Raw genomic sequence first — 22351 nt, forward strand, 5'->3', positions numbered from 1 at the left:
CTATTGTTTACTAAAGTGCAACCTACTATTGTCACAACTGCGGTTTTTGCAGCGAAACAAGCAACCTAGAATAGCCGCATTCCGCCGTCTCCGCCTGGTGAGAGCCTGTGTCCGCGGAGATGGTCGGAATATCCTTATCAGCCATGGGAGAAGAGACATGCCAACCCCTCTTGAGATAGTGCGCGCGACTTACGAAGGCAGTTCCGAAGAAAACGGCCGTAATCTGCTGGCGGCGCTGGCCCCCGATGCCGAGTGGACCGAAGCCGCCGGTTTCCCTTACGCCGGTACCTATATCGGCCCGGAGAATATCATCAAGAACGTGCATCAGCGTTTGGGCAGCGAATGGCAAGGTTACCGCGCCGATGTCGATCACTTTTACGACGCCGGCGACAACGTGATTGCTCAGGGTTTTTATCACGGCACTTACCGGGCCACCGGCAAAGCCTTCAGCGCCTCCTTTGCGCATATTTATACGGTGCGCGCCGGCAAGATCGTGAAGTTCGTGCAGATTGTCGACAGCGCTAAAGTGCTGGAAGCGATGCAGCCTTAATCGCCGCTGTGCTTGCCGAATTTGCGATCAAACTCGCGCCGGTAACCCCGAGCCTTGTTGCGATCGCGGATCCACAAATAGCCGCACACCAGCGCAACCGCTCCCGAGAAGGTGACGTTGCGCATATCCCGGTCATACCAAAACACCAACAGCGCATCCAGCGCAGCAATCAGCGCGATCCATTTGTACATATGGGATTGGCGCCGCGTGGCGGCGTTGAGTCGTTTTAACTGTCTGGCTTCGTCCAACACCGGTTTTTGCTGCATAGCGTTTCGTTATCATCAGGCTGTTCACGCTAAATTAGCAGAATCCTGCCAACTGCCGCAAAGATTAACGCACGCCGTCAGGCGGTTTTCAGCGTTCCCCGTGGCACGCTGAAAATTTATGCGCAGACGCTGGTATTGTTTATCGGGTGTGATAGGTTATTTATTCGCTATTTATGGGTTTTTATTCAATCAGCGCTGTGTCATCAAGCCGTAGCACTGGGCGGTTAACGTGATGGGTTCGACGCATGCGGCGGTTAACTTCGGCAGGAGAACATGATGAACGATAAGACGGCACGCCCGCAGGATGTGGTTCAACAACAGCTTGACGCCTATAACGCCCGCGATATCGAGGCCTTTATGGCCTGTTGGGCGGATGACGCGCAGTATTACGAACACCCCGACACGCTGCTGGCCAGCGGCAAGGCGGCGATCCGCGAACGGCATCTGGCGCGCTTTCGCGAGCCGAGCCTGTACGGCGAACGAATAAAACGCATGGCGGTGGGGAATATGGTGGTCGATCAGGAGGTGGTGACGCGCAACTTCCCGCAGGGGCGCGGCAAAATGGATGTCATCGCCATTTACGAAGTGGAACAGGGGCGGATCGCCAAAGCCTGGTTCAAGATCGGCCCCTGCGTGCCGGACGAAGGCGCGCTCTAGCCGCGCATTATTGCAACGCCATCACCGCCTCAATTTCCACGCACACTGCGGGTGAGAACAACGCGCTGACCGCCATCAAAGAACAGGCCGGCAGCGCGCCGTCGAAATAGTCAAACAGCACCGGGCGCACGCTCGCCAGATCGGCGATGTCGGTCAGGAACACGCTGATTTTAATTAAGGCTTTGAGATTGACGCCTTCGCTGGCGGCGATGGTCGCCAATTGCTCGAGGATCTCCTGCGTTTGCTGCGGCGCGCTTAAGCCCTGAGCGTCGGTGGCGAAGGCCGTCAAGCCCGATACGTACAGGCGGTCGCCGTGGCGCACGGCGTGCACATAAGGGCCACCCGGCGTAGGCAATTGCGGATAATTAATGCGTTTTAATGATGTCATGGTCAAACCCCGCGCAAGACCGGTTAATAAAATCGACAAACTTGGTTAGGATACTGGAGAAAACGCGGCAAAGCGCCGCACGCCGATGATATCTGAGAGAATCATCCCCCTTTATGTTATACGCCGTCTCTCACGCGAATGTGACAGTGCGGCGCAGATCGGCAACAAGGACGCAGAGACGATGAACCCGCTTTTTACGCCTTACCTGCAGCGCTGGCGGCTGGAGCAGGACGGCAAAGCCTTCGAAACCCACAGCAGTCTGTTGATGCCGGTGCGTTACCGGGGCGCGGCGGCCATGCTGAAGATCGCCCGCGAGCAGGAGGAGCGCTTCGGCGGGCAGCTGATGTGCTGGTGGCGTGGAGAAGGCGCCGCGCAGGTGCTGGCGTGGCACGACGACGGCATTTTGCTGGAGCGCGCGCAGGGCGAAGGGTCGTTGGCGCAGCTGGTGCGTGACGGCGACGATGAACAAGCCACGCAGATCCTGTGCCGGGCGATCGCCGCCTTGCATGCGCCGAGGGCGGCGCCGTTGCCTGAGCTTATCCCGTTGCAGGAGTGGTTCAGCTCGCTGTGGCCGGCGGCCCAGGCGCACGGCGGCATGCTGCGTCTCAGCGCCACGGCGGCGGCGGAGCTGTTGAGCAGCCCGCGAGAAGAAAGCGTGTTGCACGGGGATATCCACCATGACAATGTGCTGGACTTTGGCGCACGCGGTTGGCTGGCGATCGATCCCAAGCGTTTGTACGGTGAACGAGGCTTCGATTACGCCAACATCTTCTGCAATCCTAACTACGGCGTCGCCACCGATCCGGCCATTTTCCATCGCCGCGTGGAACAGGTGTGCCGGTTGGCCGGGCTGGATCGCCGGCGTTTGCTGCAATGGATCCTGGCCTGGTCGGGGCTTTCCGCCGCCTGGTTCATGGAAGACGGGCAGGCGGCGGACATCGATTTTCGCGTCGCTGAACTGGCGGCGCGCGCGCTGGATCTCACATTGCCGGACGGCGATTCAGGGTTCATCCTGCCAGTAATCGAGCGAGGCTGAAGGGCGCTGCAGATAACGCACCTGCTCGCCGTCATTGCCGCGCGCCATCGCCTGGTATTTGCCTGAATCCGGATAGATCACCACTTCCGGCTGTTCGCGCGTGCTGACGGACAGATACTTCAGCGGCGCATCGGAGGTGTTGATGATCTGGTGCGGGTATTCCGGGCCAGGCGGAATGAAAATGACATCTCCGCTGACGATCGGCAGCATTTCTCCGGCTACCCGCAGCGTTCCGCTGCCTTCCAGAATGATGAACATTTCCTCCTGAGCGTAGTGAAAATGATAGGGGCAGGAACGCATGCCCGGCGCCACACAATCGAAGGAGGCGCCCAGCTTGTCGGCGGCGGTGCCGGTGCCGAGACGAGCGCCGACGCTGTCATACAGCGGCGGCCGCCGGTCATGCTTCATCTCTACCTGTTCGACATTGCGTATCAAGCGCTGGGCCAACAGCGCGGCTTTCTCGGTCATAAGGTTCCTTGGTGACGGCGTCACTTATTATGTGAATTGACATTCAGACGACAGAGAAAGTGAAGGCGCCACGGCGCCGCTTGTCAATGTAGACCGCCCCTTACGTCACGGTGTTTCGCCGCGGCAGCGACAGCAGCAGATGCGCGATGGCGCCGCCGACAATGCCCCAGAATGCCGAACCGATGCCGAGCAACGTGACGCCGGAGGCGGTGATGAGGAAGGCGATCAGCGCCGCGTCGCGCTGTTTTTCATCATGCAGCGCGCGTTGCAGGCTGCCGCCGATGGTGCCGAGCAGCGCCAGCCCGGCGATGGTGTGGATCAAGGCGACCGGCAACGCGCTGAACAGCAGGCCGATGGCGCCGCCGAACAACCCGGCCAACAAATAGAAGCCGCCGGCGGCCACCGCGCCCATATAGCGCCGCTGTGGATCGGGATGCACGTCCGGCCCCATGCAAATCGCGGCGGTAATGGCGGCGATGCATACCGAGAAACCGCCGAATGGCGCCAGCAGCAGCGCGGTCAGCGCCGTCCAGGCGATCAGCGGTGAGGTGGGAACACGGTAGCCCGCCGCCTGCAGCGTAGCGATCCCGGGGGCGTTCTGTGAAGCCATGGTGACCACGAAGAAGGGCACGCCGATGCCGAGCAGCGTCGGCCAGCTGAAATGCGGCGCGATAAATTCCGGCACGGCGACCGCCGGCGCCTGTTGCGCCAGATGGATATCGCCCTGTAGCGCGGCGATCGCCAGCCCAATCACCAGTGTCAGTACGATGGCGTAGCGCGGCAGGTAACGGCGGCTGAGCAGATAGGCCAGCCCCATACCGGCGCTGAGGAGGAAATTGAGCTGCAGCGAAGCGAAGGCGTCCAGCCCGAAACGCAGCAGGATCCCCGCCAACATCGCGGCAGAAATCGCCTGCGGAATATAATCCATCAGGCGGGCGAACAGCCCGGTGACGCCGCAAAGCAGGATCAGGCCCGACGCGAAGATGAACACCCCGATCGCCTCATTGATCGGCGTGCCGGGCAGGCTGGTGACCAGCAGCGCCGCTCCTGGCGTCGACCACGCGGTAAGGATCGGGGTGCGATAGTACAGCGAAAGCCCCAGCGAGGTGACGCCCATCGCGATCCCAAGCGTGCTCAGCCAGCCGCCGATCTGCGCCGGCGTGGCGCCAGCAGCGGCGGCGGCCTGGAAAATGATGGCGGCAGAGCTGGTGTAGCCGACCAGAACGGCGACAAAGCCGGCCATGACGGCAGGCAGAGTCAGGTGACGCAGGGTGACGGCAGGGCGCATGAGCAGCTCCAATCGATAATTGTGCGTTATAACGCACGGTAAGAAATCAGCATAGCACCGTGCGCTATAGCGCACAAGCGAGTATAATCGAGCGCGATAAGCAGAGGAGAACAGGATGCAGGAACTTGCCGGCCATTTGGCGCACACCCTTCGCACGCTGCGCGCGCAGCGCGGCTGGAGCCTGACGCAGGCGGCGGAATACACCGGCGTCAGCAAAGCGATGCTCGGGCAGATTGAGCGCGGCGAATCCAGCCCGACGGTGGCGACGCTGTGGAAGATCGCCACCGGTTTCAACGTGGCGTTCTCCGCCTTTCTTGAGGCGTCGCCCGCGCAGCAGCAGGCGACGCTGCACCGCTACGGCGAACTGCCGGTGTACGATCAGGACAACGCCGATATGCGCGTGGTGCCGCTGTTTCCCTACGATCGCCAGCTGGGTTTCGACATGTTCGTCATCGATCTCGCGCCGGGCGCGCTCAGCGAATCGTCGCCGCATGAGCCGGGCGTGATTGAGCATGTGATCGTGATCAGCGGCCGGTTGGAATTGGCGATAGACGGCGAGTGGCACAGCCTGGCGGCCGGCGAGGCGATGCGCTTTCAGGCCGATCGGCCGCATGCCTACCGCAACGCCGGTTCACACACGGTGCGCATTCACGATCTGATCCACTATCCTCAATCCTGACTCAACGCGGCGGCCGCGGGCTTTGACTCCGCGCCGCCAAACGCCTACCTTGTTGAAAATGACTCTTATTCCACAGGCTGTCGCCCATGACGAGGCGGCGTTGCAGCCGACTCAAAAGGAGCTTGATTTTGCCGGTCACCAATCGACGTCAGTTTATTAAACTCAGTGCGCAAACCGCAGGAGCCGTATTCGCGATGACTTCATTACCCAACAGTATCCGCCTGGCGATGGCGGCGGAGGGCGGCGCGGCCGCCGGCGATGAATTCCTGTGGCTGGAAGAGCTGCAGGGTAAAAAAGCGCTGCAATGGGTGCAGCAGGAAAATCAGCGTACCGTGGCGCGTTTCGGCCAGGGCGAAGACTTTCAGCGCATTGAGCGCGAAGTCCTGGATATCCTCAATAAAGACACCCAGATCCCGTGGGTGAGCAAACGCGGCGAGTACTATTACAACTTCTGGCAGGATCAGGCCAACCCGCGTGGCCTGCTGCGACGCGCCACGCTGGATGAGTACCGCAAGGCCAAACCGGCCTGGGAGACGGTGCTGGATATCGATGCGCTGGGCAAGGCGGAGGGCAAAGATTGGGTTTATCAGGGCTCTCAACCGCTGGCGCCGGAATACCGTTATTGCCTGATGCAGCTGTCGCCGGACGGCGGAGACGCCACCGAAATCCGCGAATTCGATCTGGTGGCCAAACGCTTCGTCAAAGACGGCTTTAACGTACCGGTGGCGAAAAGCCGGGTTTCCTGGGTCGATCGGGACACGCTGTTCATCGCCACCGATTTCGGCCCCGGCTCGATGACCCAGTCCGGCTACGCGCGCATCGCCAAACGCTGGCGGCGCGGCACGCCGCTGAGCGCCGCCGAAACGCTGTACGAAGCGCAGCCCGAGGACATGGCGGTCTTCGCCTATCACGACCGCACGCCGGGCTTTGAGCGCGATTTCGTCGGCCGCAGCCTGGACTTCTACCGCCGCGACTATTTCTTGCTGACTCAGGACGGCCGGCAGAAAAAAATCGACATCCCCGCCGACGCCGAGCTGGATACGCATCGGGAATGGCTGCTGATCAAGCCGAGCAGCGATTGGGACGTGGGCGGCAAGCGCTATCCGTCCGGCTCGCTGTTGGCGGCCAATTTCGACGACTATCTGGCGGGCAAGCGCGAGCTGCAGCCGCTGTTTACCCCGACGGCGGAGCAGGCGCTGAGCGGCTACAGCGGCACGCGCGATCACCTGATCCTCAGCATCATGGATAACGTGGTCAACCGACTGGAAGTGCTGACGCCGCAGGGCGGCAGCTGGCAACGTCGCCCGCTGGGCAACCCCGGCGCCATCAGCACCCTTTCCGCCGGCGGCATCGACGACGAGAGCAACGCCTATTTCCTGACGGTCAGCGGGTTCCTGCAGCCGACCTCGCTGTATATGGGCAACCTCGACGGCGGGGAAGCGACGCTGCTGAAACAGGCGCCGCAGGACTTTGACGCCGCCGGCTATCAGGTCAGCCAGCATTTCGCGCGCTCCAAGGACGGCACCCGCGTGCCGTATTTCCAGATCGCCGCCAAAGATCTCAAGCTGGACGGCAGCACGCCGACGCTGCTGTACGGCTACGGCGGGTTTGAAGTGCCGCTGCTGCCGGGCTATCTGGGCGGCAAGGCGCCGGCCTGGCTGGAGCGCGGCGGGGTATACGTGGTGGCCAACATTCGGGGCGGCGGTGAATATGGTCCGGCCTGGCATCAGGCGGCGCTCAAGCAGAATCGTCATCGCGCCTATGAGGATTTCGCCGCCGTGGCCGAAGACCTGTTCGCGCGCAAGGTGACTTCCGCGCCGCATCTCGGCGCGCGCGGCGGCAGCAATGGCGGCCTGCTGGTAGGCAATATGCTGACGCTGTATCCGCAGCTGTTCGGCTGCATCGTCTGCGAAGTGCCGCTGTTGGACATGCAGCGCTATACCCAACTCTCCGCCGGCGCGTCGTGGATCGCGGAATACGGCGATCCGAGCAAGCCGGAGCAGTGGGCCTATATCAAAACCTTCTCGCCGTACCACAATATTCAGGCGAAAACGGCCTATCCGCCGGTGTTGTTCTATACCGCCACCAGCGACGATCGGGTCAACCCGGCCCACGCGCGCAAAATGGCGGCGCGCATGCAGGCGATGGGGTATCAGCAGGCTTACTTCTACGAAAATACCGAGGGTGGGCACAGCGCCGCCGCCGACAAGCAACAGGCGGCGTTCCACAGCGCGCTGGTGAGCGAATTCATGTGGGCCAACCTGAGCGGCAAGCGCAAGCCAGCGTAAACACGTTTCTTGCGGGCATAAAAAAACGCCGGGGGTTAACCCCGGCGTTTCTATTTACGCTCAATCCGTCGGCGATCAGTGAGCCGCCGTGGCTTCCTGCGCTTTCTGATTCAGGTCTTCGCTGGTGTCCAGCGTCATGCGGTACAGTTTCGGCGCGGTCAGCATCATCAGGATGGCGATGACGGCGGTGGCGATGCCGATTTGCATAAACACATGGCTGTAGATGGCCAGCGAAGCGTGCGCGTCGTTGATGTCGCTGGGGACGGCGGTCAGACCGGCGACTTTACCGGCGATCAGCGCCGCGGCGGCGGTGGTCAGGAACCAGGAACCCATGATGAAGCCCATCAGACGCTGCGGCACCAGCTGCGCCACCATCGCCAGACCCAGACCGGAAATCATCAGCTCGCCGATGCTCTGCAGCGCGTAGCTCAGGATCAGCCAGTTGACCGACACGATACCCTGTTCGTTGGCGAAGCTGGCGCCCCATGGCAGCACCAGGAAGGCGCAGGAACACAGGATCATGCCGAAAGCGAACTTGTGCGGCATCGGCAGGCGATCGCCCATCTTGTTATACAACGCGGCCAGAATCGGGCTGGCGAGCATGATCCAGAACGGGTTCAGCGCCTGGTACTGCTCCGGCTCGAAGGCGACGCCGAAGATGCTGTGCTCCACGTTGTGGATGGCGAAGAAGTTCAGCGACGTCGGCATCTGGCTGTACAGCACGAAGAACACCACCGCTTCCAGCATCAGCAGGAAGGCGACGATCATTTTACGGCGTGCGGCGCCATGCAGGGCGAAGGCTTCCTTGGCGAACACGATCACGATCCCGGCGGAGATGAAGGCCAGCGCCCAGCGCGCGATCACCTGGTTGTGCAGCAGCCAGCTGGACACGGCGACCAGCGCCACGATGCCGACCAGCACCATCAGCAGTTTCGGCAGATGCAGCGGCTTGAAGTCAGGCCTGGAGCCGTTTTTCTTCACCCACTTGTGGCACATCATAAAGTTGACCAGGGTGATCAGCATGCCGACCACGCTCAGGGAGAACGCCACGCTCCAGCCGTACTTCGCCGCCAGCCACGGGGTAGCCAGCATGGAGAAGAAGGAACCGATGTTCACCGACATGTAGTACATGGTGAAGGCGCCGTCGATACGCGGGTCGTCTTTCTCATAGCAGGTGGAGAGCAGGGAGGACGGGTTAGCCTTGAACAGGCCGCTGCCCACGGCGATGGTCGCCATGCCCAGGTAGACCCAGAAGATATCGTGGCCGGAGTAGGCCACCATGGCGTAACCGGCGGCCAGCACCAGCGCGCCGAGCACGATCACGCGTTTGGCGCCCAGCACCTTGTCGCCCAGCCAGCCGCCAATGGCGACGAAGCCGTATACCAGGGCGCTGAAAGAAGAGAACAGGGTGATGGAGTCGGCTTCGCTCAGACCGAGCATCTTGACCAGATAAACCGCCATGATGCCTTGCAGGCCGTAATAGCCGAAGCGCTCCCACAGTTCGATCGAGAAGATCAGATAGAATGCTTTCGGTTGTTTGAACGCGTTAAGGCTCACGCTCTCCTGGTGTTGGTTGTTTGCTGTTGACACTGGTACCTCTGTTTTTTCGCAGCCCGTCTTTAGGGGACGGGAAAGTACAAAAGTTGATGCGGAACGGCATCCTTTTGCGTTGTTATAGGATGGGGACGGCGGTTAATGTTCACTATCTTTGTCAACGTGGCAAGCAGTTTGTCATATTCGGTTACATTTAACGCCGGCAGGATTATGCCGCGATGTTGCAAATGTTATGCAGTATTAACTTTGGGCTTTTAGTGGTTTATCGATTTTTTGTTTTGATTAAAAGCTATACGAATTTTAAACAGGGATATATTCTGCTGAATTGCTATTTTTTAGCGCATCAGTGTACGTGAGGTTATGAATCCGTTGGAATGTTGTGTATATGGCGCGATTTGTAAAATTATAGAAATTCAGGAAAACGGGGCTGGCATTTGTGAACGCTTTGTGATCCTGAAAGCGTGACGTTCACCGCAATTTTCGACTAATTTTTTGCTTGAAAATAACGCAGCGATGGGTTTCTTACTGAAAACCGCGATAACGCCGGGGTTACTGCTGCGCGATATCACATTTTTGATAAAAAAGCGGCGTTGGCGAGGGAAGAGGACGCGGCGGGTGCGGTTTGCCGCACCCAACTGACTCAGGATTCCGGATAAACCTTTTCTTTATATTCGCACAGGTCTTCGATGATGCAGGAGCCGCAGCGCGGTTTGCGCGCGATACAGGTGTAGCGTCCGTGCAGGATCAGCCAGTGATGGCAATCGACCTTGAATTCGGCGGGCACCACCTTCAACAGTTTCTCCTCCACCTGATCGACGTTCTTGCCCGGCGCAAAGTGGGTGCGGTTGCACACCCGGAAGATATGGGTGTCCACGGCGATGGTCGCCCAGCCGAAGGCGGTGTTGAGCACCACGTTGGCGGTTTTGCGGCCAACGCCCGGCAGCGCCTCCAGCGCGGCGCGATCTTCCGGCACTTCGCCGCCGTGCAGCTCCAGCAGCATGCGGCAGGTCTTGATCACGTTTTCGGCCTTGCTGTTGAACAGACCGATGGTCTTGATGTACTCCTTGACGCCATCAACCCCCAGCGCCAGCATGGCGGCGGGGGTGTTGGCGACCGGATAGAGTTTGGCGGTCGCCTTGTTGACGCTCACGTCGGTGGCCTGCGCAGACAGCAATACCGCGATCAGCAGCTCAAACGGCGTGGTGTACACCAGCTCGGTGGTCGGATGCGGGTTGTTGTCGCGCAGCCGGGTCAGAATTTCCAGTCGCTTCTGCTTGTTCATCAGGCCTTCTCAGCACGTCCTTGTTCCAGCAGCGGTTCCGCCGCCACGGCGCGGGCTTTGCGCGCCTTCATTCTTTCGTCGATCAGATACTTGACCGCCAACAGCAGGCCCAGGCCGATAAAGGCGCCTGGCGGCAGCATGGCCAGCAGGAACGGGCTGTCGAAGTGCACCACTTCGATGCGCAGCGATTTGGCCCAGCCGCCCAGCAGTTGATCGGCGCCGTCGAACAGCGTGCCGTTGCCCAGCAGCTCGCGCATTGAACCCAGCGTCACCATGACGCCGGTGGCGCCGAGGCCGATGGCCATGCCGTCCAGCGCCGAGAGGCCGACCGGTTTCTTGGCGGCCACCGCTTCGGCGCGGCCCACGACGATGCAGTTGGTCACGATCAACGGAATAAAAATGCCGAGCGACTGATACAGACCGAAGGCATAGGCGTTGATCAGCATCTGCACGATGCTCACCACCGCGGCGATGATCATGACGTAGATCGGAATACGCACTTCGCTTGGCACCCAGCGGCGCACCGCGGAGATGGAGGCGTTGGTGAGCGTCAGCACCAGCGTGGTGGCCAGCCCCAGCCCCAGCGCGTTGGTGACGGTGGAGGTCACCGCCAGCAGCGGGCACATGCCCAGCAGCTGCACCAGGGCGGAGTTGTTCTTCCACAACCCCTGGACGATCAATTCTTTGGCTTCACTCATTCGCTGGCTCCACACGCAGGTAAGCTTTCAAGTTTAGGCGGCAGCGTTTCCATATACAACGCCGTGCGGCGCACCGCATTGACCACCGCACGCGGGGTGATGGTGGCGCCGGTGAATTGGTCGAACATGCCGCCGTCTTTCTTCACCGCCCAGCGTTTGTCGTCCGGGCCTTCGATTTTCTTGCCGCTGAAGAAGGAAATCCAGTCGGAAATGCGCAGTTCGATCTTGTCGCCCAGCCCCGGGGTTTCATGGTGTTCAATCACCCGGGTGCCGAGTACCGTGCCGTTGAAATTGGCGCCGACCAGCAGCTTGATGGCGCCGGAGTAGCCGTCAGGCGCGGTGGTTTCCAGCGCGGCGGCGGTCGGTTGCCCGTTTTTGCGCGCCAGGTATAAACGGTGTGGCGCGCCGTCGCCCAGCGCCGGATCGCTGACCAGGAAGCATTCGTTCTGCATGACGTTGTCGTAATTTTCCGGCGGCACCACCTGATCGAGCAGGGCTTTTTGCTGCAGCGCCGCCTGATGCGCGATGGTGGTTTTCGTCAGGGCGTAGACCACGGCGGTGAGGCCGGTGGTGACCGCCGCAAACACCGCCAGCGTGGTGCCGTGCTTTCTCATGGAATTCAGCATGGCGGCTCCTTAGCGATGGCCGTACACGCGCGGCTGCGTGTAGTGGTCGATTAACGGGACGGTGATGTTGGCGAGCAGCACGGCAAAGGCCACGCCGTCAGGGTAGCCGCCATAAACGCGGATCAGCCAGACCAGCACGCCGATCAGCGCGCCGTAGATTAAACGGCCCTTCGGCGTGGTGGAGGCGCTGACAGGGTCGGTGGCGATAAAGAACGCGCCCAGCATGCTGGCGCCGGAGAACAGGTGGATCAGCGGCGAAGCCTGATGCGCCGGATCGAGCCACCAGGCCAGACCGGAGCAGAAGGCGATAGCGGCCAACATGCTGAAGGGGATCTGCCAGTGGATCAGGCGGCGCGCCAGCATAAACAGGCCGCCGGCCAGAAAGCCGAGGTTGACCCACTGCCAGCCGATGCCCGCCAGCGCGCCGCCGAACAGCGGCTGCTGCAACACCTGTTCAACGCTGTGGCCGCTGCGCAAACCGGTTTTGAAGCCGTCGAGCGGCGTAGCCTGGCTGATGCCGTCAACGCCCATCTGCAATTCGTGCAGCGTCGCGCCCTGAGCGGTATGGCCGCTGAAAATGGCCAGCAGCGTGTCGTGGAACGACAGCGCGGTGGCGCGCAGCTCATCCGGCGGCAACCAGCTGGTCATCTGCACCGGGAAGGAGATCAGCAGCACCACGTAACCGACCATCGCCGGATTGAACGGGTTCTGCCCAAGGCCGCCGTACAGCTGTTTGGCGATGACGATGGCGAAGAAGGTGCCGATGACGATCATCCACCACGGGGCCAGCGGCGGCAGGCTGATGCCGAGCAGCAGCGCGGTCAGCAGGGCGGAGTTGTCCGCCAGCCGGCTGCGCACCGGCAGCTTGCGCAGCCTGAGGATCGCGCCTTCTGCGGCCAGCGCGACGATCGCCGCCAGCGCCACCTGAATCAGCACGCCATAACCGAAGAACCAAATCTGTGCTGCGATGCCGGGAATGCAGGCCAACATCACCCACAGCATAATGCGGCTGGTGCTTTGCTGGTTGTGGGTGAACGGCGAGCTGGCGATGTGTAAGCCTTTGGCGGCTGTGGGTGATACCGGCCTGAACTTCATAGAGTAACGATACCTTCTGCGCCGCGCCTGCGGCAGTTTCGATGCGCCGAATTGCAGGCGCGGCAAAAATAATAGCCGAGCATTCTACCTGATTCGATGCGAGGGTAATACGCCTTAATGATAGGGGTATTCGGCTTTTCGCACCCGTTGAGATCGGCGTGGCGCGATTTGATTTTTTTTTGGCCGGAAAATGGGCTAACGTGAGGAATTGTCTGTGGAACTTGTGCCGCCATCGCCCCTGAGAAATGGGGTAACCGTATGAATGAAATATCATTTTTGTCCAGATTTCCGCACAAAATAACAACTTTCACATAATACGTGTAGGTTACTATCGCGAACATTATTGAGTCAGTGAATCCATAATAATGACAAATGAAGACATTTTTTTTATTGAAGAGCTAATTGAGTGGGTGGAGATACATCTGGAGAAACGGCCAAACCTGGATGAAGTTGCGCGTATTTCGGGCTACTCCAAGTGGCATCTGCAGCGTAAATTCAAGCGTATTACCGGCATTCAACTCGCCACCTATATCCGCTCGCGCATCTTGACGCGCGCCGCGGTGGCGCTGCGCATCACCCGTCGCTCCATCATCGACATCTCCGATGAGCTGGGCTTCGACTCGCAGCAGACCTTTACTCGCATGTTCAAGCAGCGCTTCGGCACCACGCCCAATCGCTACCGCTCGATGGAGCACTGGGACGTGAAAAACCTGATGCCGCGCTTTAACTTCGAAGCCAGCTACGGCGCGGGATATTATCCGGAAGTGAAGCGGCTGACGCTGCCCGAGATGCAGCTGGTCGGCTTCTCGCGCCGGCTGGATTTCGCCTCCGAACAAGAGCTGGAGTACGCGTCCTGCATGGCGATGAAGGACGAGATTTTCAATGACTTCTTCAAGGGGTTGCACGTCGACTGCCGGCGAATTTACAGCATTTATTGCCCGCAGGCCGGGGAAGGCGACGAGCTGTCGTCCACGCTGGTGATGGCGGTCGATCCTGAACATAAAAAGGACATTCTTTCCAATCATCAGATAGACACCATCCATCTGCCGAGCCGCGAGTTTATCTCCATCAACCATAAGGGCACGGCGAAGGAGTGTCTGCAGTTTTTCGGTTATCTGGTGTCGCATGTGATGCCGGGGCTGAAGGATAAGGTGCGCGGCAGTATGGAAATGGAGATCATTCAAACCAAAGAGTGGAACCCGGAGTCCAAACTGCGTCAGATTGAAGTGGACTATACCTATCTGATCTCTATCGATTAAACGGCGCCCGGCGTAGGCCAGGCGCCGCCGTCATCATTTGTCTTCCGTTTCCGCCGCCAGTGATTCTCTGGCGGCTTTTTTGGCTTTGGCGCGGGCGATAGCCGCCGCAACCGCCGCCTTGCGCGGATCTTCTTCGGCGGCAGCTGGAGCCGGTTCTGTCTCGGCAGGAACGTCCGCCTGCTGCGCCGCTTTCTTGGCTTTGGCGCGGGCGATAGCCGCCGCGACCGCCGCTTTGCGCGGATCTTCTTCGGCGGTAGCCGGAGCCGGTTCTGTCTCGGCCGGAGCGTCCGCCTGCTGCGCCGCTTTCTTGGCTTTGGCGCGGGCGATAGCCGCCGCGACCGCCGCTTTGCGCGGATCTTCTTCGGCGGCAGCCGGAGCCGGTTCTGTCTCGGCCGGAGTGTCCGCCTGCTGCGCCGCTTTCTTGGCCTTCACGCGAGCCAGGGCGGCGACGACTGCCGCTTTACGCGGATCTTCTTCGGCGGTAGCCGGAGCCGGTTCTGTCTCGGCCGGAGCGTCCGCCTGCTGCGCCGCTTTCTTGGCCTTCACGCGAGCCAGGGCGGCGGCGACTGCCGCTTTACGCGGATCTTCTTCGGCGGTAGCCGGAGCCGGTTCTGTCTCAGCGGGAGCGTCCGCCTGCTGCGCCGTTTTCTTGGCCTTCACGCGCGCCAGGGCGGCGGCGACTGCCGCTTTACGCGGATCGTCCTCTGTCGCGGCAGGGGCGGTGATGTCTGCGGCCGGTGCCTCTTTGCGCGCCTTCACGCGGGCCAGCGCCGCGGCCACGGCGGCCTTACGCGCGTCGTCGCCTGAGGTTGCCGGCGAGGCTTGTTCCGCTTCGGCCGCCAACTGGGCGCGCCGTTCACGCGCCTGCGCTTTACGCGCTTCGCGGGCGGCGATCATCTCGCTGTTGTCCGGCTGCTGGCCGTCGACCGGCGTAACCGCCGCTTCGGCATTCTTGCTGCGTACGCGCGCCAGTGCGGCCTGTACCGCCCCCTGATCGTCGTCGGTCAGTTTGACGGCGGCCTTTTTGTGCCGCTCTTCGCGCGCCAGTTTCTCGCGCTCCAGACGCGCCAGCTTGGCCTCGTAACGCGCCTTGGCCTCGGCGGTGCGCGCCGCTTCCAAATCGATAGCCTTGATTTCGGCCTTTTCCTGCCGGTAGTACTGCACCAGCGGAATGTTGCTGGGGCAGACGAACGCGCAGGCGCCGCATTCGATGCAATCGAACAGGTTGTGGTTGCGCGCCTTGTCGTGCTCCTGCCCGCGGCTGAACCAGTACAGCTGTTGCGGCAACAGCCCGGCAGGGCAAGCGTCCACGCACAGGCCGCAGCGGATGCAGGATTGCTCGGGTTCCTGCGGCGTCATTTCATCCACCGTCGGCGCCAGAATGCAGTTGCTGATCTTGACGATCGGCACGTTCAGCGCGGGCAGGGTAAAGCCCATCAGCGGGCCGCCCATCACCACCATCTGCTGCGCCTGCGGACGGAAACCGACGAAATCAAGCAGGTGCTGCACCGGCGTGCCGATGCGTGCCCACAGGTTGCCAGGGCGCTCGACCGCCTCGCCGGTCAGGGTCACCACGCGCTCAATCAACGGTTCGCCGTCGACGATCGCCCGCTTGATGGCGAAGGCGGTGCCGACGTTTTGCATCAGCACGCCGATAGCGGAGGAGTGCTTGCCGTGCGGCACTTCCTTGCCGGTCAAAATCTTGGTCAGTTGCTTGGCGCCGCCGGACGGGTATTTGGTGGGGATGACGCGCAGGGCAATGCCGGTCTGGCCGCGCAACGCCTGTTTCAGCGCCGCGATCGCCTCTGGCTTGTTGTCTTCGATCCCGATCAGCGTGACCTTGGGCTGCAGAATGTGTTGCAGGATCTGCGTGCCTTCAACGATCTGATCGGCATGTTCCTGCATCAGGCGATCGTCGGCGGTGATGTAAGGCTCGCACTCGGCGGCGTTGAGGATCAGCGTTTCCACGCCGCTCATGCCGCCTTGCAGTTTACTGGCGGTCGGGAAACCTGCGCCGCCCAGACCGGCGATGCCGGCCTGATGAATACGTTGAATCAGCTCCGCGGCGGGCGATTGGCGGTAATCCGCTACCGGCTCGCGCTCGCACCAGCGGTCTTCGCCGTCTGCCTCGATAATCACGCACAGCTCCGACAGCCCGGAAGGGTGAGCGGTGATGTGCGGCGTGATGGCGCTAACGGTGCCCGAGGTCGGGGCGTGCACCGGCACGGTGCGCCCGCGGCCGACGGTCAGCGGCTGGCCTTTCAACACCCGATCGCCGGCGTTGACGCACAGTTCGCCTTCCGGCCCCAGATGCTGCTGCAGCGGAATGATAAAGGTCTTGGGCAGAGGGGCGACACGCAGCGGCGCGCCGCTCGACTGAGTCTTCATTTCCGGTGGATGGATCCCGCCGTCGAAATCCCAGATCCGGTCTTTTTTAAAGGCGGCGAACAGATTAAGCATGTTGCTCCACGTGGATCACTTGCACCGGGATCGTCTTCATGTCCCACTTCCAGTTGGCGGTGGTGGTGGCGACCGGTCTCATTTCAATACAGTCGGTAGGGCAAGGGGCGACGCACAGATCGCAGCCGGTACAGAGGTCGGTAATGACGGTATGCATGGCGCGGGTGGCGCCGACGATGGCGTCAACCGGGCAAGCCTGAATGCACTTGGTGCAGCCGATGCAGTTGGCCTCGTCGATATAGGCCACTTTACGCTCCGGCTCGGCGGCGGCTTCGCTGCCCAGCGGCTGCGGCTCCACGTTGAGCAGCTCCGCCAGTTTCAGCATCACCTGTTCGCCGCCCGGCGCGCATTTATTGATCATCTCGCCGTTGGCCACCGCCTCGGCATAGGGGCGACAGCCGGGGTAGCCGCACTGGCCGCACTGGCTCTGTGGCAAGATCGCGTCGACCTGCTCGGCGACCGGATCCTCTTCCACCTCAAAACGGCGCGCGGCGTAGCCCAGCACCAGTCCGAACAGCAGCCCGAGCGCGCTCAAAGCCGCGATAGCTATCCACAACGCAGTCATTAGAATTTCACCAGCCCGGTAAAGCCCATAAAGGCCAGCGACATCAGCCCGGCGGTGATCAGTGCGATCGAGGAGCCGCGGAACGGCGCCGGCACGTCGGCCACCGCCAGACGTTCGCGAATGGCGGCGAACAGCACCATCACCAGCGAGAAACCGGCGGCGGCGCTGAAACCGTAAACGGCGGACTGCAGGAAGTTATAACCGAGGTTGACGTTAAGCAACGCCACGCCCAGCACCGCGCAGTTGGTGGTGATCAGCGGCAGGAAGATGCCCAGCAGGCGATAGAGCGCCGGGCTGGTCTTGCGCACCACCATCTCGGTGAACTGCACCACCACGGCGATCACCAGAATGAAGGAGAGCGTGCGCAGATACACCAGATCCAGCGGAACCAGAATAAAGGTGTTGATCACCCAGGCGCTGACGGAGGCCAGCGTCATGACGAAGGTGGTGGCCATTCCCATGCCGATGGCGCTTTCCAGCTTCTTGGAAACGCCGAGGAACGGGCACAGGCCAAGAAACTTCACCAGAACGAAGTTGTTCACCAGTACGGTGCCGACAAACAGGAGCAGGTATTCGGTCATTGCGATGCCTAAAAAATAAAAGCCGCCTATTATCGGGAATCGGCGGCCGGACGACAACATATGAATCGCAGGGGTATTGCCTTTTTTGGTGAAAATTTACACAAATTACCCAATAAAATGTGCTGCAATCGCCTTTAACGTTCGGTAAAGGTCCCTTTGACCCGCTGCGAACGCTTGATGTAAGGCACCAGCAGCGCCGCCATCAGCAGCGGCCAGCCGAGGCTGCGCACCGCCACTTCATCTGGCACCGGCGCGAAGGCGAAGGCTTTCACCGCCAGGATCACCGTGATCAGCAGCCATAACAAGAACAGTTTAGGGAAGCGCTGCGACCGCTGGCAAAACAGAAATACCAGCCACAGGGTGAAGCCCCACATCAAGAGCGTGGTCAACACCGAAAAGTACCACTGCAGGGTAAACGCCTGGGCGTTGGTCAACAGATAGTCGCGCGACTCGGGCATGAAGATCGCCATGGCGTACAGGAGCAGCATCAGGCTGGCGCTGAGCAGGGTGACGATCAGATAGGCCAGCGGGGCCAGCAACCAACCGCCGATACGAGAGTATTCAGCTTGAGACATAAAACGGCTTCCTGATTGAAACGGGGATCACAGGCGGCATAGCTTAGCGGGTAATACCGGCTTCGTCATCCCTATCAACCGGATAGCTCGGCATCGCGGGACCGGGCCGCACGTTTGGCTACTCCGGCGCCGTGCCGACCCCGCTTCGAATTAACATCTCATTTACTTCTTGTTCCAGCCGTCCGCATGGTGTCAAATCGAAAGGGTCTGTCGTGAGCCTGCAAGAGGAAATCCCATGGCTGAGAAAATTCGTGTCGGGCTGGTCGGTTACGGCTACGCCGGCAAAACCTTTCATGCGCCGCTGATCGCCGGTACGCCCGGGCTGGAGCTGGCCGCCGTTTCCAGCAGCGATGCCGGCAAAGTGCGCGCGGACTGGCCGTCGATGACGGTGGTGGGCGATGCGCAGGCGCTGTTCGCCGATCCGGCCCTCGATCTGATCGTGATTCCTACCCCCAACGATACCCATTTCCCGCTGGCGCAACAGGCGCTGGCCGCCGGCAAGCACGTGGTCGTGGACAAACCGTTTACCGTGACATTGTCACAAGCTCAGACGCTGCAGCAACAGGCGCAGCAGAGCGGTTTGCTGTTGTCGGTGTTCCACAACCGTCGCTGGGACAGCGATTTCCTGACACTCAAAGCGCTGCTGAACGACGGTTCGCTGGGCGAGGTGGTGTACTTCGAGTCGCACTTCGATCGTTACCGGCCACAGGTGCGTCAGCGCTGGCGCGAACAGGGCGGCGTCGGCAGCGGCATCTGGTTCGATTTGGGGCCGCATCTGCTCGATCAGGCGCTCCAACTCTTCGGCAAACCCGAGCGGCTGTTTGTCGATCTGGGTGAGCTGCGGCCGGGGGCGCAGGCGGTGGATTATTTCCACGCGCTGCTGAGCTATGGCGATCGCCGTGTGGTGCTGCACGCCAGCATGCTGGCGGCGGCGGAGAGCCCGCGCTATGTGGTGCACGGCACCCGCGGCAGCTATGTCAAATACGGCCTGGATCCGCAGGAAGACCGGCTGAAGGCAGGCGAACGCTTGCCGCAGGCCGACTGGGGTTATGACATGCGCGAGGGTGTAGTGACGCTGTCACGTGGTGACCTGCTGGCGGAACAGCCGCTGCTCAATATTCCCGGCAACTACCCGGCTTATTACGCGGCGGTGCGCGACGCGATTGCCGGCATAAGCGAAAATCCGGTGCCGGCCGCCGACGCCATCGCGGTGATGGCATTGATCGAACTGGGGCTGGAATCGGCCCGGCTGCAGCAGGCGCTGCCGGTGGTCTGATCCCGCCCACTTTTCTGTGGCCCGGCGCAACGTCGGGCCTTTTTACGACTCTACGTGCAAGGAAATCCGTTTCATGTCCTGGTTGCAGCGTTTGCGCATTGATAAATTTTTGCTGGTTCTGATTTTGGTGGTGATCGTCGCCTCGCTGTTCCCCTGCGAAGGCATCTGGAAAACCTTCTTTGAACACCTGACCACCGCCGCCATCGCGCTGCTGTTCTTTATGCACGGCGCCAAGCTGTCGCGCGAGGCGATCATCGCCGGCATGAGTCACTGGAAGCTGCATCTGCTGGTGTTCCTCAGCACCTTTGCGCTGTTCCCGCTGCTCGGGCTGGCGATGAACCTGTTGGTGCCGGGCATCATGACGCCGACGGTCTATCTCGGCTTCCTCTATCTGTGCGCGCTACCGGCCACGGTGCAGTCGGCCATCGCCTTTACGTCGGCGGCAGGCGGTAACGTGGCGGCGGCGATCTGCAGCGCCTCGGCGTCGAGCATTCTCGGCGTGTTCCTGTCGCCGCTGCTGGTGGGGGCGTTGATGCATACTCAGGGCGGTAATACCGACGTGCTGCACGCCATCGGTTCGATCATTTTGCAATTGATGGTGCCGTTCGTGATCGGCCACCTGGCGCGGCCATTGATCGGCAAGTGGATCGATCGCCATCGCAAACTGATCAACCTGACCGACCGTTCGTCGATCCTGCTGGTGGTGTATACCGCGTTCAGCGCGGCGGTGGTGGAAGGGATTTGGCATCGCATCGACGGCTGGTCGCTGCTGACCATCCTGGTGATGTCGCTGGTGCTGCTGACGGTGGTGCTGGTGATCAACACCTACGCGGCGCGCTGGCTGGGCTTTAACACCGCCGATGAAATCACCATCGTCTTCTGCGGCTCGAAAAAGAGCCTGGCGAACGGCATCCCGATGGCCAACGTGCTGTTCCCGGCCGCGGCGGTGGGCGCCATGGTGCTGCCGCTGATGATTTTCCACCAGGTGCAACTGATGGTGTGCGCGGTGCTGGCGCAGCGCTATGCGCGTAAAACCGCTAAACAGCGGGCCGAGGCGGAGGCGCTGGCGGCCAAATAGGCCGCAGGCCGCTAACGGCGGCCCAGCGCGTCGAGCAGAAAGTCGGCGCGCTCGTCCGGTGAGGCGTGCGGCAGTTCTTGCAGCTGATAGTCATAGCGTCGATAGACGGCCACCATCGCCCGATAGGTTTGCTCGGCTTCGGCGAAAGACTGTTTTCTCTCGCTGTCCTGCACGTAGATCGCTTGCCACGGCGGGGCGATGAACACAGTATCGGCATAGCGAAAGACGTCGATCGCCGCCGTTAAGGGGGCGGGGATCGATAATCCGCACAGCGTGAGGTAACCGGCGATATCCGGCAGGCCGCGATCGAAGAACCAGCATGTTTCCCCCGTCGCTTCGCGCCATGAGCGCAGTTCCCAATCGAGCATCCGCTCGGCGAAGGCCTGGCGATCGCCCCACGGCAGCGCATGGCCGCCGATACTCACCTGATCCTGAATAATCGCCCGGCCGGCCTCCTGCGAGTGCGGAAAGCCGCGGCGATGAAGAACGTCGATGAGCGTGCTTTTGCCCGAGCCGGGGCCGCCGGTCAGCACGATGCGGCGTGTTTTGTCAGACATGCGAAATTCCTCTTTTGCGGCAGAGTCATGGGGTAACACAGCGATAAAGACGAGCAGTCGGAAGAAGACGGCGGGGAGAGGGATGAGAAGAAGGCGCCGTTTGGCGCCTGGGGGGATTTAGCCCTGAACTTTGGCGCGCAGCGCCTGTTTTTCCTGCTCGCTGAGGAAGGCCAGCTTCAGGCCGTTTTCCTGCGCGGTGCGGATTTCTTCCGGCGTCAGCCCGGCCTGCGGCGCGGCGACGCGGTATTCATGCTCGATCTCGATGCCCTGAACCGCCGGATCGTCGGTGTTGATCGACGCCAGCACGCCGTGGCGCAGGAAGGTGGCCAGCGGATGCTGCGCCAGCGACGGCACGGTGCTGGTTTGTATGTTGGAGGTCAGGCAGGATTCGATACCGATGCCGTGTTCCGCCAGGAAGTCCATCAGCGCCGGATCTTCGACCGCTTTCACACCGTGGCCGATACGTTCGGCGCCCAGCTCGCGGATCGCCTGCCAGATGCTTTCCGGGCCGGCGGCTTCGCCTGCGTGCACGGTGATGCGCAGGCCGGCGTCGCGGGCGCGGTTGAAGTGGCTGAGGAACAGGCTGCCGGGGAAGCCCAGCTCATCGCCCGCCAAATCCAGCGCGGTAATGCCGTCGCGGTGCGCCAGCAATCCTTCCAGTTCCTGCAGACAGGCGGCCTCGCCGAAGGTGCGGCTCATGATGCCGATCAGGCGAATGTCGATGTCACGATCGCGGCAGCCCGAACGGATCCCGTCGATCACCGCTTCCACCACGCCGGCGACCGGCAGTTGATGCTTCATCGCCATGTAGTAAGGGGAGAAACGCAGCTCGGCATAATGCAGGCCGGCGTTGGCGGCGTCCTCGACGTTTTCGTATGCCACCCGGCGGCAGGCGTCCAGATCGCCCAGCACCGCCACGCCCCAGTCCAGTTTCTGCAGGAAGCTGACCAGATCCGGTTCGGCATGGGTGATCTGCACGTGCGGGCGCAGGCTCTCCAAATCGTTGGCCGGCAGGGCGAGATTGAACTGGCGGCCGAGGTCGAGAATGGTCTGCGCGCGGATGTTGCCGTCGAGATGGCGGTGAATATCGGTAAGCGGTAGGCGGGGATCGATCATGCTGGGCAC

The 22351-nt window shown here is 61.4% G+C and carries 23 protein-coding genes; 8 read left to right on the top strand and 15 right to left on the bottom strand.

What is annotated here, in order from left to right; all coding sequences use genetic code 11:
• The first annotated feature begins 157 nt into the window (after positions 1-157).
• Positions 158-550 (top strand): nuclear transport factor 2 family protein, encoded by a 393-nt coding sequence (locus tag ACORQT_RS11260; RefSeq protein WP_033642937.1) that lies wholly within the window; start codon positions 158-160, stop codon positions 548-550.
• Here the strand turns inward: ACORQT_RS11260 and ACORQT_RS11265 are convergent.
• Positions 547-816 carry a hypothetical protein gene (locus ACORQT_RS11265; RefSeq protein WP_033642938.1) on the bottom strand — a complete coding sequence of 90 codons (270 nt, stop codon included), beginning with the start codon at positions 814-816 and terminating at the stop codon, positions 547-549. The two genes, ACORQT_RS11260 and ACORQT_RS11265, sit on opposite strands and share 4 nt — an antisense overlap.
• A gap of 276 nt (positions 817-1092) precedes the next feature.
• On the opposite strand from ACORQT_RS11265, the gene ACORQT_RS11270 reads away from it, so the two are divergent.
• Positions 1093-1473 (top strand): nuclear transport factor 2 family protein, encoded by a 381-nt coding sequence (locus ACORQT_RS11270; protein WP_033642939.1) that lies wholly within the window; start codon positions 1093-1095, stop codon positions 1471-1473.
• Positions 1474-1480: 7 nt separating this feature from the next.
• On the opposite strand, the gene ACORQT_RS11275 is transcribed toward ACORQT_RS11270, so the two are convergent.
• Positions 1481-1861 carry a RidA family protein gene (locus ACORQT_RS11275; protein ID WP_033644265.1) on the bottom strand — a complete coding sequence of 127 codons (381 nt, stop codon included), beginning with the start codon at positions 1859-1861 and terminating at the stop codon, positions 1481-1483.
• Positions 1862-2042: 181 nt separating this feature from the next.
• Between ACORQT_RS11275 and ACORQT_RS11280 the strand changes: the two genes are divergently transcribed.
• Complete coding sequence (locus tag ACORQT_RS11280; RefSeq protein WP_033642940.1) at positions 2043-2897, top strand: aminoglycoside phosphotransferase family protein; 855 nt, start codon at positions 2043-2045, stop codon at positions 2895-2897.
• Here the strand turns inward: ACORQT_RS11280 and ACORQT_RS11285 are convergent.
• The gene (locus ACORQT_RS11285) at positions 2862-3365 is read right to left on the bottom strand and encodes a cupin domain-containing protein (RefSeq protein ID WP_164058012.1); all 504 of its coding nucleotides are present in this window, start codon (positions 3363-3365) and stop codon (positions 2862-2864) included. The two genes, ACORQT_RS11280 and ACORQT_RS11285, sit on opposite strands and share 36 nt — an antisense overlap.
• 100 nt (positions 3366-3465) lie before the next feature.
• On the bottom strand, positions 3466-4653 hold the full coding sequence (locus tag ACORQT_RS11290) for a benzoate/H(+) symporter BenE family transporter (protein WP_164058011.1): 1188 nt from the start codon (positions 4651-4653) through the stop codon (positions 3466-3468).
• A gap of 115 nt (positions 4654-4768) precedes the next feature.
• On the opposite strand from ACORQT_RS11290, the gene ACORQT_RS11295 reads away from it, so the two are divergent.
• Positions 4769-5332, top strand: a complete 564-nt coding sequence (locus tag ACORQT_RS11295) for a helix-turn-helix domain-containing protein (RefSeq protein WP_033642943.1) — start codon at positions 4769-4771, stop codon at positions 5330-5332.
• A gap of 194 nt (positions 5333-5526) precedes the next feature.
• A complete protein-coding gene (locus ACORQT_RS11300; protein WP_123061655.1) occupies positions 5527-7620 on the top strand; it encodes a prolyl oligopeptidase family serine peptidase in 2094 nt (697 codons plus the stop codon).
• A 75-nt stretch (positions 7621-7695) separates the two neighbouring features.
• On the opposite strand, the gene dtpA is transcribed toward ACORQT_RS11300, so the two are convergent.
• The 5 genes from dtpA to rsxD form a co-directional block, all read right to left on the bottom strand.
• On the bottom strand, positions 7696-9210 hold the full coding sequence (gene dtpA / locus ACORQT_RS11305; protein WP_033642946.1) for a dipeptide/tripeptide permease DtpA: 1515 nt from the start codon (positions 9208-9210) through the stop codon (positions 7696-7698).
• A gap of 604 nt (positions 9211-9814) precedes the next feature.
• Positions 9815-10456, bottom strand: coding sequence for an endonuclease III (gene nth / locus ACORQT_RS11310; RefSeq protein ID WP_019455952.1), 642 nt, complete (start codon positions 10454-10456; stop codon positions 9815-9817).
• Positions 10456-11154 (bottom strand): electron transport complex subunit E, encoded by a 699-nt coding sequence (locus ACORQT_RS11315; RefSeq protein ID WP_033642947.1) that lies wholly within the window; start codon positions 11152-11154, stop codon positions 10456-10458. The genes nth and ACORQT_RS11315 overlap by 1 nt, the downstream gene beginning before the upstream one ends.
• Entirely contained in the window at positions 11151-11780 is a 630-nt protein-coding gene (gene rsxG, locus ACORQT_RS11320) for an electron transport complex subunit RsxG (RefSeq protein ID WP_089191686.1), read from the bottom strand. Before rsxG ends, ACORQT_RS11315 begins: the two co-directional genes overlap by 4 nt.
• 9 nt (positions 11781-11789) lie before the next feature.
• Positions 11790-12875 (bottom strand): electron transport complex subunit RsxD, encoded by a 1086-nt coding sequence (gene rsxD / locus ACORQT_RS11325; RefSeq protein WP_033652582.1) that lies wholly within the window; start codon positions 12873-12875, stop codon positions 11790-11792.
• Between the two features lie 365 nt (positions 12876-13240).
• Between rsxD and ACORQT_RS11330 the strand changes: the two genes are divergently transcribed.
• Positions 13241-14134 carry a helix-turn-helix domain-containing protein gene (locus ACORQT_RS11330; RefSeq protein WP_033642950.1) on the top strand — a complete coding sequence of 298 codons (894 nt, stop codon included), beginning with the start codon at positions 13241-13243 and terminating at the stop codon, positions 14132-14134.
• A 33-nt stretch (positions 14135-14167) separates the two neighbouring features.
• Here ACORQT_RS11330 and rsxC read toward each other — a convergent pair whose 3' ends face one another.
• From rsxC to ACORQT_RS11350, 4 genes are all read right to left on the bottom strand, one after another.
• Entirely contained in the window at positions 14168-16594 is a 2427-nt protein-coding gene (gene rsxC, locus ACORQT_RS11335) for an electron transport complex subunit RsxC (RefSeq protein WP_197801295.1), read from the bottom strand.
• A complete protein-coding gene (rsxB, locus tag ACORQT_RS11340) occupies positions 16587-17159 on the bottom strand; it encodes an electron transport complex subunit RsxB (protein ID WP_004938428.1) in 573 nt (190 codons plus the stop codon). The genes rsxC and rsxB overlap by 8 nt, the downstream gene beginning before the upstream one ends.
• Positions 17159-17740, bottom strand: a complete 582-nt coding sequence (gene rsxA / locus ACORQT_RS11345) for an electron transport complex subunit RsxA (RefSeq protein WP_004938443.1) — start codon at positions 17738-17740, stop codon at positions 17159-17161. Before rsxA ends, rsxB begins: the two co-directional genes overlap by 1 nt.
• Positions 17741-17874: 134 nt before the next feature.
• The gene (locus ACORQT_RS11350; RefSeq protein ID WP_004938446.1) at positions 17875-18315 is read right to left on the bottom strand and encodes a DUF2569 domain-containing protein; all 441 of its coding nucleotides are present in this window, start codon (positions 18313-18315) and stop codon (positions 17875-17877) included.
• Between the two features lie 235 nt (positions 18316-18550).
• Here ACORQT_RS11350 and ACORQT_RS11355 point away from each other — a divergent pair, with 235 nt between their 5' ends.
• Positions 18551-19591 (top strand): oxidoreductase, encoded by a 1041-nt coding sequence (locus ACORQT_RS11355; protein ID WP_042784403.1) that lies wholly within the window; start codon positions 18551-18553, stop codon positions 19589-19591.
• 73 nt (positions 19592-19664) lie between these two features.
• The gene (locus ACORQT_RS11360; protein WP_033640474.1) at positions 19665-20669 is read left to right on the top strand and encodes a bile acid:sodium symporter family protein; all 1005 of its coding nucleotides are present in this window, start codon (positions 19665-19667) and stop codon (positions 20667-20669) included.
• 11 nt (positions 20670-20680) lie between these two features.
• Here ACORQT_RS11360 and ACORQT_RS11365 read toward each other — a convergent pair whose 3' ends face one another.
• Positions 20681-21226, bottom strand: coding sequence for an AAA family ATPase (locus ACORQT_RS11365; RefSeq protein ID WP_042784405.1), 546 nt, complete (start codon positions 21224-21226; stop codon positions 20681-20683).
• Positions 21227-21343: 117 nt separating this feature from the next.
• Complete coding sequence (gene add / locus ACORQT_RS11370; RefSeq protein WP_016927887.1) at positions 21344-22342, bottom strand: adenosine deaminase; 999 nt, start codon at positions 22340-22342, stop codon at positions 21344-21346.
• Positions 22343-22351: the final 9 nt, after the last annotated feature.

Source organism: Serratia sp. (in: enterobacteria) (assembly GCF_052400455.1).
Taxonomy (GTDB): domain Bacteria; phylum Pseudomonadota; class Gammaproteobacteria; order Enterobacterales; family Enterobacteriaceae; genus Serratia; species Serratia ureilytica.

Excerpts from the sequence above, each read along its gene's own strand:
- ACORQT_RS11260 (WP_033642937.1), top strand. The coding sequence starts at position 158 with ATGCCAACCCCTCTTGAGATAGTGCGCGCGACTTACGAAGGCAGTTCC.
- ACORQT_RS11265 (WP_033642938.1), bottom strand. The coding sequence starts at position 816 with ATGCAGCAAAAACCGGTGTTGGACGAAGCCAGACAGTTAAAACGACTC.
- ACORQT_RS11270 (WP_033642939.1), top strand. The coding sequence starts at position 1,093 with ATGAACGATAAGACGGCACGCCCGCAGGATGTGGTTCAACAACAGCTT.
- ACORQT_RS11275 (WP_033644265.1), bottom strand. The coding sequence starts at position 1,861 with ATGACATCATTAAAACGCATTAATTATCCGCAATTGCCTACGCCGGGT.
- ACORQT_RS11280 (WP_033642940.1), top strand. The coding sequence starts at position 2,043 with ATGAACCCGCTTTTTACGCCTTACCTGCAGCGCTGGCGGCTGGAGCAG.
- ACORQT_RS11285 (WP_164058012.1), bottom strand. The coding sequence starts at position 3,365 with ATGACCGAGAAAGCCGCGCTGTTGGCCCAGCGCTTGATACGCAATGTC.
- ACORQT_RS11290 (WP_164058011.1), bottom strand. The coding sequence starts at position 4,653 with ATGCGCCCTGCCGTCACCCTGCGTCACCTGACTCTGCCTGCCGTCATG.
- ACORQT_RS11295 (WP_033642943.1), top strand. The coding sequence starts at position 4,769 with ATGCAGGAACTTGCCGGCCATTTGGCGCACACCCTTCGCACGCTGCGC.
- ACORQT_RS11300 (WP_123061655.1), top strand. The coding sequence starts at position 5,527 with ATGACTTCATTACCCAACAGTATCCGCCTGGCGATGGCGGCGGAGGGC.
- nth (WP_019455952.1), bottom strand. The coding sequence starts at position 10,456 with ATGAACAAGCAGAAGCGACTGGAAATTCTGACCCGGCTGCGCGACAAC.
- ACORQT_RS11315 (WP_033642947.1), bottom strand. The coding sequence starts at position 11,154 with ATGAGTGAAGCCAAAGAATTGATCGTCCAGGGGTTGTGGAAGAACAAC.
- rsxG (WP_089191686.1), bottom strand. The coding sequence starts at position 11,780 with ATGCTGAATTCCATGAGAAAGCACGGCACCACGCTGGCGGTGTTTGCG.
- rsxD (WP_033652582.1), bottom strand. The coding sequence starts at position 12,875 with ATGAAGTTCAGGCCGGTATCACCCACAGCCGCCAAAGGCTTACACATC.
- ACORQT_RS11330 (WP_033642950.1), top strand. The coding sequence starts at position 13,241 with ATGACAAATGAAGACATTTTTTTTATTGAAGAGCTAATTGAGTGGGTG.
- rsxC (WP_197801295.1), bottom strand. The coding sequence starts at position 16,594 with ATGCTTAATCTGTTCGCCGCCTTTAAAAAAGACCGGATCTGGGATTTC.
- rsxB (WP_004938428.1), bottom strand. The coding sequence starts at position 17,159 with ATGACTGCGTTGTGGATAGCTATCGCGGCTTTGAGCGCGCTCGGGCTG.
- rsxA (WP_004938443.1), bottom strand. The coding sequence starts at position 17,740 with ATGACCGAATACCTGCTCCTGTTTGTCGGCACCGTACTGGTGAACAAC.
- ACORQT_RS11350 (WP_004938446.1), bottom strand. The coding sequence starts at position 18,315 with ATGTCTCAAGCTGAATACTCTCGTATCGGCGGTTGGTTGCTGGCCCCG.
- ACORQT_RS11355 (WP_042784403.1), top strand. The coding sequence starts at position 18,551 with ATGGCTGAGAAAATTCGTGTCGGGCTGGTCGGTTACGGCTACGCCGGC.
- ACORQT_RS11360 (WP_033640474.1), top strand. The coding sequence starts at position 19,665 with ATGTCCTGGTTGCAGCGTTTGCGCATTGATAAATTTTTGCTGGTTCTG.
- ACORQT_RS11365 (WP_042784405.1), bottom strand. The coding sequence starts at position 21,226 with ATGTCTGACAAAACACGCCGCATCGTGCTGACCGGCGGCCCCGGCTCG.
- add (WP_016927887.1), bottom strand. The coding sequence starts at position 22,342 with ATGATCGATCCCCGCCTACCGCTTACCGATATTCACCGCCATCTCGAC.